This window comes from Streptomyces caelestis, from assembly GCF_001279005.1.
Classification (GTDB): domain Bacteria; phylum Actinomycetota; class Actinomycetes; order Streptomycetales; family Streptomycetaceae; genus Streptomyces; species Streptomyces heliomycini.
Genome location: NZ_LGCN01000269.1, coordinates 1 through 9,256, shown reverse-complemented (window position 1 = coordinate 9,256; position 9,256 = coordinate 1). Strand labels below are relative to the sequence as shown.

The following is a 9,256-nucleotide window of genomic DNA, read 5'->3' as shown; positions in this document are numbered from 1 at the left end:
CCGCCCCCCACGGCCCCACCGGGCCCGCAGCCCGCGGACGGTTCCGCCCTCCGGCCCTCCCGCCTCGAACCACCCCCGGGCCCGCTCCCGTCCCGCGCCCACGTGGGGTCCCGGCCGCCCACCTACGACCCCGAGCCCACCGCCCTCCCGCCGGCCGACCCCGACGCACTGGACGACCTGGTCCCGGACACCGTGCTGGACGGGGCCCGCTACGGCGCCTGCACCCTGCGCGCCGCCTCCGTGCGCGGGGACTCCGCGCGCTACCGGGGCGAACCCCGCCGCGACGCGCTGCTCACCGCCCGGTTCGGGACGGGGGAGCGGGCCCTCGTCCTCGTGGCGCTGGCGACCGGCGCCCGGACCGCGCCCGGGGCGCACCGGGCCGCCGCCGAGGCCTGCCGGTGGATCGGCGCGGCGGTGGGCCGCAGCCACGCCCGCCTCGTCGAGGACATCAGGGCCGCCCGGCGCGGCGACCTCAAGTCCGGCCTGCACCGCCTCACCGACCGCAGCCTCGGCGGACTCCGCGCCGGCGCGGCCGACCGGGGCCTCCAACCCGGCGCCCGCGCGGCCGCCCTGCGCTGCCTCCTGCTGCCCGCCGACCCCGCATGCCGCATCCGGGTCTTCTTCGGCGTCGGCCCCGGCGGACTGTTCCGGCTGCGGGACGGCGCGTGGCAGGACATCGAACCCGAGGGCACCGAGGCCAGGGGCGAACCCGTGGTCGGTTTCGGCTCGCCGCCCTCCAAGACCCCGGGCGGCGACCGCCTCACCATGGACCTGGGCATCCCCACACCCCCGAGCCCGTACGAGCCCGCCCCCGAACCGGCCCGCGAGCCCTTCCGCTTCCGCACCTCCGTGGCCCGCCCGGGTGACACCCTGCTGATGTGCGGCACCGGCCTCGCGGATCCCCTGCGCGGCGAGCGGGAGCTCCGCGCGCACCTCGCCGACCGGTGGTCCCGCTCCGAACCGCCCGGCCTCGCCGCGTTCCTCGCCGACACCCAGGTACGGGTCAAGGGGTACGCGGACGACCGTACGGCCGTCGCGGTGTGGGAGGCGTGAACGCGCCCGGTGTGCATTCATGGAACCCGTCAGGCATCTTCGACACCCGAGGGGCAGACGGAAGCCATGGCCAAACAGAACATCGCGGAGCAGTTCGTCGACATCCTCACCCGCGCGGGGGTCAAACGCCTCTACGGCGTCGTCGGAGACAGCCTCAACCCCGTCGTGGACGCCGTGCGCCGCAACCCCGCCATCGACTGGATCCACGTCCGGCACGAGGAGACCGCCGCCTTCGCCGCCGGCGCCGAGGCCCAGGTCACCGGCAGACTGGGCGCCTGCGCCGGCTCCTGCGGACCCGGCAACCTCCACCTCATCAACGGGCTGTACGACGCCCACCGTTCCATGGCCCCGGTGCTCGCCCTCGCCTCCCACATCCCGTCCAGCGAGATCGGTCTCGGCTACTTCCAGGAGACCCATCCCGAGCAGCTGTTCCGCGAGTGCAGCCACTACAGCGAGATGATCTCCAGCCCGCAGCAGATGCCCCGGCTGCTCCAGACGGCCGTCCAGCACGCCGTCGGCCGCTCGGGCGTCAGCGTCGTCACCCTCCCGGGTGACATCGCCGACCACGCCGCCCCCGAGAAGCCCCTCGAGACCGCCCTCGTCACCTCCCGGCCCACGGTCCGCCCCGGCGACGCCGAGATCGACCGCCTCGTCGACATGATCGACGAGGCCGAGAAGGTCACGCTGTTCTGCGGCGCCGGCACGAAGGGCGCGCACGCCGAGGTCATGGAGTTCGCCCAGAAGATCAAGTCCCCGGTCGGGCACGCCCTGCGCGGCAAGGAATGGATCCAGTACGACAACCCGTACGACGTCGGCATGAGCGGACTGCTCGGCTACGGCGCCGCCTACGAGGCCACCCACGAGTGCGACCTGCTGATCCTGCTCGGCACCGACTTCCCGTACAACGCTTTTCTTCCCGACGACGTGCGGATCGTCCAGGTCGACGTGCGGCCCGAGAACCTGGGCCGGCGCTCGAAGCTGGACCTCGCGGTGTGGGGCGACGTGAAGGAGACCCTGCGCTGTCTGACGCCGCGGGTCCGCACCAAGGAGAACCGGAAGTTCCTCGACCGGATGCTGAAGAAGCACGCGGACGCGCTGGAGGGGGTGGTGAAGGCGTACACCCGCAAGGTGGACAAGCACGTGCCGATCCACCCCGAGTACGCGGCCGCCGTCCTGGACGAGATCGCCGACGACGACGCGGTGTTCACCGTCGACACCGGGATGTGCAACGTCTGGGCCGCCCGCTACGTCTCGCCCAACGGCCGCCGCCGGATCATCGGTTCGTTCACCCACGGCTCGATGGCGAACGCGCTGCCGATGGCGATCGGGGCGCAGTTCACCGACCGCGGCCGGCAGGTCGTGTCGATGTCCGGCGACGGCGGGTTCACCATGATGATGGGGGACTTCCTCACCCTGGTGCAGTACGACCTGCCGGTGAAGGTCGTCCTGTTCAACAACTCCTCTCTGAGCATGGTCGAGTTGGAGATGCTGGTCGCCGGACTGCCCTCGCACGGCACCGCCATGAGGAACCCCGACTTCGCCGCCGTGGCCCGCGCGTGCGGCGCCCACGGGGTACGGGTGGAGAAGCCGAAGGAGCTCGCCGGGGCGCTGAAGTCCGCGTTTAGGCACAAGGGTCCGGCCCTCGTCGACATCGTCACCGACCCCAACGCGCTGTCCATCCCGCCGAAGATCAGCAAGGAGATGGTGACCGGTTTCGCCCTGTCCGCCTCCAAGATCGTGCTGGACGGAGGCGTCGGCCGGATGCTCCAGATGGCCCGCTCCAACCTGCGCAACGTGCCCCGGCCGTAGGGGGATTCACCGCGCCCGAGGGCTCCAGCCGCGTGCCGAGGTGTCGTACGCGTAGCGGGGCAGGCCCTCGATGCCGCTGGTGCGGAACGGGCGGCCCCGGTCGTCGACGCGGACCGTGCCGGTGCGGCCCTGCGAGGACCAGTCCAGCTCCAGGTACCAGCGGCAGTCGCAGTGCGCGGTCCGGGCGGTGACCAGCAGCACCTCCGGGTCGGTCGCGGAGACCCGGTAGGGCATCCGCACGGCCGGGATCGGCGTACCGGCGTCGTTCCCGGCGACCGCGCGGGCGACGGGCCGGTCCTTGTCCAGGTCCACGTCGAAGTACCGCGGGGTGAGCGCGCCGCCGCAGCCCTGGTCCATGGCGTACGCGTTCCCCGGCACGGGGTCGGCGCGGCCGGCCACGCGGACGCGCAGCGCGGTGAGGACGACGGCCGTGTCGGACGTGCCCTGCACCGACAGCTCCACCAGCGTCTCGCCCCCGTGCACGGCCGACTGCGTCGCCGCCCAGGTCCCGGCGTCCTGCGGGACCGGCGGCGGCGGGACCCGCTCCGGCGGCTCGGCCACGACGTAGTCGTGGCCGCACCCGTACGCCCAGGCCTGCGAGTCGGCGGACCAGGCGAGCGGCGGCGCCCCGACGGGCGCGGGCCCCTCCAAAGCCGCGGCGGGGGCGGAGGCGCTCCGCCCCGGCCCGGGGGAGGCGGGGCGTTCCTCCGGCGCCGTGGGGCCCGGGGCGGACGGGGTGGGTGAGGGGGCGCGACCGCGCGGCGCGGTGGGACCGGTCGTGGCGGACGTGCTCGGGGACGCGGTGGCGGGCCCCTGCCCGGCGGACGGTTTCCGCCCGTCCGGCAGCGCGGACAGACTCCCCGCCGTCGCGAGCAACGCGCACACGGCGGCCAGGGCGACGGCGACCCGCTTGTGCCGCCGGTACCAGGGCCGCCGATGCCCCGACCCCTCGTCCCCCGGCCCGCCCACCACGTGCCCGTCGCCCGAGGGGGGACCTGCGGGCCCGGGGGGTGCGGCGGTCCGCCGTGCCGGGCCGCCGGCCGCGTACGGGCCGTCGGCGGCATCGGGCCCGTCGGCCGGCGGCCCACCGGTGACAGCGTCGGGCGTGCCCTCCCCGTCGGCCGGCTCGCCGGGGGTGGCGCGTTCTGCTTCCGGGGTGGCGGGGGCGCCGCCGTCCGCCCGTTCCCGCGACGGGGTGCGCCGCTCGCCGGAGCCGGAGACCGGCGCTGCGTCCGCCCCGGCCGAACCGGGTGCCGCGCGCGGGCCCCGGCGTGCCTCCACCGCGCGGAGCCAGCGGTGGTGGAGGTCCATGCGTTCCTCCCTCGACGCGCCGCACAGGGCGGCGAAGCGCTCCACGGGCGCGAAGTCGACGGGGACCGCCCCGCCCGCGCAGTAGCGGTGCAGCGTCGAGGTGTTCATGCCGAGGCGGCGGGCCAGCGAGCCGTAACTGCGGTCCGTACGTTCCTTCAGCTCCCGCAGCAGCGCCGCGAACTCAGCCACGTCGTCCTGTGCCGACACCGCCACCCCGCACTCGTATGACCCGACCGGGCCCCGGGACGGCATCCCAGGCACCCCACGTACCTGCACGTCGGACGGGCTGGGATGGTTCCATGCCGGCGAAACCGGCGACGACGCTTGCGCCCGCCTCCCGAGGCGGCCGATGCTCTTGGCACCGGGAACCGCCCCGACGGTCCGGACGGACCGCCACGGCGCACCGTCCCGTCATTCCACCACGCACACCTCACAGGGGACATCCATGCCCATGCGCACCCGCGCCGCCACCCTCACGGCTCTCACCGCCGCCGCCCTCGCCGCCGGTACGGCACTCACCGCGCCGGCCGGCGCCGCGCCGCGGAAGGCCGCCCCGCCCCGGTTCCTCGCGGCCTCCGAGCTCCCCCCGCACCCGTGGTCCGCCTGGACGGCGGGCCCGGTCACCGACGGCTTCCCGGCGGAACTCGCCTACTGCCTGGGCGAGGGCGTGCCCGCGTACGACTACCGGCACCGCGTCTTCCACACCGACCTGGACACCGGCGCCGTACAGGTCACCGTCGTCACGGGCTCCGCCGCCCAGGGCAAGGCGCTGGCCGCCCTGCTGAACGAGGAGATCCGCACCTGCGCCGACCGGATCGAGCAGTCCTCCCCGGACGTCGAGGCCACGGGCCGGTACTACGGCGAACTGCCGGTCGAAGAGGGCGCGAAGGTGCACGGGCTGCACACCGAGACCTCCTGGGGCGCCACGGACGTCCATCTGCTCTCCGTCGGACGCGACGGGAAGACCGTGACCGTCGTCGGCTGGGGGCAGATGGGCGACTTCGACGACGCCCCGGTGGGCGCGTTCGAGAAGACGACGACGAAGGCCGTCGACAAGCTGTACTGAGGCCGCACGGCCGCCGCGACTACCAGGAGAAGCCGGGGTCGTCCTCCCCACGGGGCCGGGAGGGCGGCCCCGCGCGCGGTACGTGGCCGTCGCACTTCGGCCAACTACGGTTCGCGGCCGTCCGGCACGACTGGCGCGTGGGTGACCGGGCAAGCATTCCCGTGAAGGTGTTCGAACACAGGGGGAATCGACATCGGCACGCGGGCGGGGGTCATGAAGGGTCAGGCTTCGGCGGACCGGCTGAGGCGCACGCTGGGGCGGGCGGATCTGCGGGCGGTGCCCGAGTCCCGCAGGGCGCTGCGGGAACTGCTCAGGCACTGGGGGACGTCGGAGCGCTCCGTGGTCGCGGAACTGCTCACCAGCGAGCTCGTCACCAACGCGCTCGTCCACACCGACCACGAGGCGGTCCTGACGGCCACCCTCGGTCCTCGTGGACTACGGGTCGAGGTACGTGACTTCGTGGACCGGGAGCCCCGGCCGCGATTACCGAGCATCGACGACGGCACGCACGGCAGGGGTCTGGTGCTGGTCGAGTCCCTCGCCGACGGCTGGGGCGTCAGGAAGCACCGGGTGGGCAAGTCCGTCTGGTTCGAACTCGACGCGGACGCGGCCTGAGAGGTGCGGACCGCACCTCTCAGGCCGCGTCGGGGCGTCAGCCGAACTGCTGCTCCAGGTCCTTGAGCTTGCGCTCCAGGGAGTCCAGGCGCGGCAGGGCCTGGGTGTCGTCCTCGGCGGTGAGGTCGACGGTCTTCGGGTCAGCGCCGGTACGCACCGGCTGCAGGGAGGGACGCGCGCGGACGGGCAGGGCCTCCGTCGCCGGTAGGGCAGGCTCCGCGGAGACCGCGTCGGAGTCGCGCTCCACCGCGGGCGCCTCCAGCTCGCGCCCGCCGCCCCGGCCCGTGAGGCCGCGGTGGCCCCGGCTGATCGCCTTCAGCCGGGCCCGCTCCATGCGCTGCTGGTCCCGCCTGCGCTGCTTCGCCTCGTCCTTGCGGATCTTGTCCTCGCGTACTTCCTCGACCGCCTCCTCGAGGCTGCGCACGCCCTCCAGCAGCATCAGCGACCAGGCCCGGTAGGTCTCCCGGGGAGCGCGCAGCCAGCGGACGATACGGATCTGCGGCAACGGGCGCGGCACCAGGCCCTGTTCGCGCAGGGCGGCCCGGCGGGTCTGCTTCAGCGCACGGTCGAACAGGACCGCCGCCGACAGGGACATGCCCGCGAAGAAGTGCGGGGCGCCCGCGTGTCCGAGGCCCCGGGGCGCGTGCACCCAGTTGAACCAGGCCGCGGCGAAGGCGAACGTCCACACGAGGATCCGCGAGCCGAGGGCCGCGTCGCCGTGGCTGGCCTCGCGCACGGCGAGCACCGAGCAGAACATCGCCGCGCCGTCCAGGCCGAAGGGGACGAGGTACTGCCAGCCGCCGGACAGGCCGAGGTTCTGTTCGCCGAAGCCGACCAGGCCGTGGAAGGAGAGTGCGGCGGCCACCGCGGCACAGCAGAACAGCAGGACGTAGGAGACGGTGCCGTAGACGGCCTCCTTGCGCCTGCGGCGCTCCTCGCTGCGCTCCCACGAGTCGTCCGCGCTCGTGCTCTTGACCGAGGAGCGCTTCCCGCGCGCCAGCACCGCCACCGCCGCCAGCATGCCCAGGAGCAGTACGGCGCCCGGAAGCAGCCAGTTCAGCGATATGTCGGTCAGTCTCATCTAGGGGTCCCTTGCATTGGGATAGGGCGTAACGCCCGCCATAGTGGCCCAATCCCAGCGGCCCTCAGGGGGTTTCGGGGCAAGAGGCCGCCAAGGGGCTGCGAGGGGGGTGCCCAGGGCGGCGTTCTGCTCGAACTGCCGCGTGAGGGGCGGGAGTTGAGTTCGAATAAGAATACCCGCAGGGGTGGTTCCACGGAAAGTTCCCGTGACGGGTGGGGGAATCGTGAAGCCTCTGTGACCTCTGCGGCGCACTCGGTGGACGATCTTACGCGCCGGGCGGGGGTGCTGTCGTCCGACGTGGCGTCAACCGGCCTGCGCGACCAGGACGGTGGCCCGCCGGGCCGTCCGCCCGGTGGCGCAGGTGCGTGGACAGGTGGCGCAGATGTCCGCGGGGCGCAGGGTGTAGAACATGCAGCAGCTGACCCGGTCCCGGGTGGCGGGCGCCGGCTCCCCGCCGGGCCCGGCCGGCCGGCGGAAGGCCGCCGCGCCGACGTACGGCTCGGTCGCGCCCGGCAGCAGCAGCTCCAGCTCCCGCAGCCCCCGCTCCTCCTCGCCGAGCAGCTGGGAGACGTACCGCAGGCTCTCGACGATCTCGTCGGTCGCCATGCCCCACAGGGCCCGGCCGCGGCGCCGCATCCGGGGGCCGAAACCGGCCAGCACGGGTTCGAGGTGCTGGGCGACCGCCGCGCGCACCTCCGCCCGCAGTGCCTCCTCGTCGGGCACCACGCGGGCGCCGGGCAGCGCGGCGGCGGGATCGCCGGGCAGGCAGGCGAAACCGTCGGGCCGCACCGCCATGCGGCCCACGGCGAGGCCGGCGGCGGTACGGTCGAACGAGACGTGCGTCACGGGGTAGCGCGGCACGCGGCGGTGCAGGAACCACGGCACGGTGATCAGCAGGCAGGCGGGCCAGGCGTAGCGGTGCAGGCCGAAGCTGGCGATCACGTCCGGACGGCCCTGCTGCCCGTAGTCCCGCAGCACCTGGGTGTCGTCCCAGGCGAGGAACCGCTCCAGCCCGGCCCCGCCCTCGGCGAGCTCCGACGCGGCGACCCAGCCGCCGCCCGTGGGGGCGGCCTCGCCGACGCCGAGTTCGGTGACGCCCAGGGCGGGGAACGCCTCCGCCAGGCGGGCGTACGCGTCCGCGACGGCCGAACCGGGCGCGGGCATGGGACCACCCCTTCACGTCTCGAGGAACAGGGCAATAAAGGTAAGGCTCACCTTACCGAACATCGTGGTGATGTGAATGGGCGCCCCCGTGCGTTTATGGTGCTTGACGCACAGGCGACAACCCGCCGTAATGACCTCAAGTACCGAAACGTCCGCAGGAGGACCTGGTGAAGCAGGGCACGCAGGGCTCCGCAGCGACGGGGGACGCGGTGACCGGCCCCGCCGGCTGCGCGGGCCGGTTCCGGGTGCCCGCGCAGCCGGCGGGGCCGGACGCCGGCCGGGGGCGTGACCGGTGCGACCGGCCGGAGCGCGCCGAGGACGGTGAGCACACGCACGGCGAGCACGCGCACGGCGAGCCCGCCCCTTCCCGGCCCCGGCCCGTCGTCCAGCGGTCCTCCGTGCGCGGACAGGTCCTCGACGCGCTGCGCACCGCGCTGGTGACGGGTGACCTGCGGCCCGGCGAGGTGTACTCCGCGCCCGTGCTGGCGGAGCGGTTCGGGGTCTCCGCCACGCCGGTGCGGGAGGCCATGCAGCAGCTCGCGCTGGAGGACGCGGTGGAGGTCGTGCCCAACCGGGGGTTCCGGGTCGTCGAGCGGGGCGCGCGGGAACTGGCCGAGCTCGCCGAGATCCGGGCGCTGATCGAGGTTCCGGTGATGGTGCGGCTGGCGCGGACGGTGTCCGTCGAGCGCTGGGCCGAGCTGCGGCCGCTCGCCGAGGCGACGGTCCGGGCGGCGTCCTCCGGGTGCCGGGCGACGTACGCGGAGGCGGACCGTGCCTTTCACCGGGCGGTGCTCGCGCTGGCCGGCAACGAGCAGTTGGTCCGGATCACCGAGGATCTGCACCGTCGTGCGCAGTGGCCCCTGGTCGGTTCCGGTCCGGGGGGTCGCGGGCGGGCGGAGCTGGTGGCTGACGCCCATGAGCACACGGCGCTGTTGGACGCGTTGATCGCGGGCGATCTGGACGTGGTGCGGTCGCTGGTGGGGGAGCACTTCAACGGGGCGGTCTGAGCGGGGCGGTCCGTGGGGCCGCCGCCGGGGTTTCCTCGCCCCCGCCGCCCCTTCCCGTCCCCGGGGGCTGCCGCCCCCGGACCCCCGTCGGCCCTGCGGGCCTCGTCCTCAAACGCCGGACGGGCTGAGGGGGCGGGCTTCGTCCTCAAA

The 9,256-nt window shown here is 74.4% G+C and carries 8 protein-coding genes; 5 read left to right on the top strand and 3 right to left on the bottom strand.

The annotated features are described in order from the left end of the window. A partial coding sequence (locus ADK41_RS37045) for a protein phosphatase 2C domain-containing protein (protein WP_053670362.1) occupies positions 1-1,053 on the top strand: 1,053 nt, incomplete at its 5' end. 66 nt (positions 1,054-1,119) lie between these two features. Continuing rightward, the gene (locus tag ADK41_RS37040; protein WP_030831277.1) at positions 1,120-2,862 is read left to right on the top strand and encodes a pyruvate dehydrogenase; all 1,743 of its coding nucleotides are present in this window, start codon (positions 1,120-1,122) and stop codon (positions 2,860-2,862) included. 6 nt (positions 2,863-2,868) lie between these two features. Here ADK41_RS37040 and ADK41_RS37035 read toward each other — a convergent pair whose 3' ends face one another. Then, positions 2,869-4,425, bottom strand: a complete 1,557-nt coding sequence (locus ADK41_RS37035; RefSeq protein ID WP_051843372.1) for a transcriptional regulator — start codon at positions 4,423-4,425, stop codon at positions 2,869-2,871. Positions 4,426-4,618: 193 nt separating this feature from the next. Between ADK41_RS37035 and ADK41_RS37030 the strand changes: the two genes are divergently transcribed. Together ADK41_RS37030 and ADK41_RS37025 are read left to right on the top strand one after the other, a co-directional pair. Further along, positions 4,619-5,239, top strand: a complete 621-nt coding sequence (locus ADK41_RS37030) for a hypothetical protein (RefSeq protein WP_030831283.1) — start codon at positions 4,619-4,621, stop codon at positions 5,237-5,239. 213 nt (positions 5,240-5,452) lie between these two features. Next, a complete protein-coding gene (locus ADK41_RS37025) occupies positions 5,453-5,854 on the top strand; it encodes an ATP-binding protein (protein ID WP_030831286.1) in 402 nt (133 codons plus the stop codon). 37 nt (positions 5,855-5,891) lie between these two features. On the opposite strand, the gene ADK41_RS37020 is transcribed toward ADK41_RS37025, so the two are convergent. Both ADK41_RS37020 and ADK41_RS37015 read right to left on the bottom strand, forming a co-directional pair. Then, the gene (locus ADK41_RS37020) at positions 5,892-6,935 is read right to left on the bottom strand and encodes a DUF2637 domain-containing protein (RefSeq protein ID WP_030831289.1); all 1,044 of its coding nucleotides are present in this window, start codon (positions 6,933-6,935) and stop codon (positions 5,892-5,894) included. 303 nt (positions 6,936-7,238) lie between these two features. Continuing rightward, complete coding sequence (locus ADK41_RS37015; RefSeq protein ID WP_030831292.1) at positions 7,239-8,099, bottom strand: (2Fe-2S)-binding protein; 861 nt, start codon at positions 8,097-8,099, stop codon at positions 7,239-7,241. A gap of 167 nt (positions 8,100-8,266) precedes the next feature. Here ADK41_RS37015 and ADK41_RS37010 point away from each other — a divergent pair, with 167 nt between their 5' ends. Next, positions 8,267-9,106 carry a GntR family transcriptional regulator gene (locus ADK41_RS37010; protein ID WP_030831295.1) on the top strand — a complete coding sequence of 280 codons (840 nt, stop codon included), beginning with the start codon at positions 8,267-8,269 and terminating at the stop codon, positions 9,104-9,106. Positions 9,107-9,256: the final 150 nt, after the last annotated feature.

Coding starts and splice junctions, on each gene's coding strand:
- ADK41_RS37040 (WP_030831277.1), top strand. CDS start 1,120: ATGGCCAAACAGAACATCGCGGAGCAGTTCGTCGACATCCTCACCCGC.
- ADK41_RS37035 (WP_051843372.1), bottom strand. CDS start 4,425: ATGCCGTCCCGGGGCCCGGTCGGGTCATACGAGTGCGGGGTGGCGGTG.
- ADK41_RS37030 (WP_030831283.1), top strand. CDS start 4,619: ATGCCCATGCGCACCCGCGCCGCCACCCTCACGGCTCTCACCGCCGCC.
- ADK41_RS37025 (WP_030831286.1), top strand. CDS start 5,453: ATGAAGGGTCAGGCTTCGGCGGACCGGCTGAGGCGCACGCTGGGGCGG.
- ADK41_RS37020 (WP_030831289.1), bottom strand. CDS start 6,935: ATGAGACTGACCGACATATCGCTGAACTGGCTGCTTCCGGGCGCCGTA.
- ADK41_RS37015 (WP_030831292.1), bottom strand. CDS start 8,099: ATGCCCGCGCCCGGTTCGGCCGTCGCGGACGCGTACGCCCGCCTGGCG.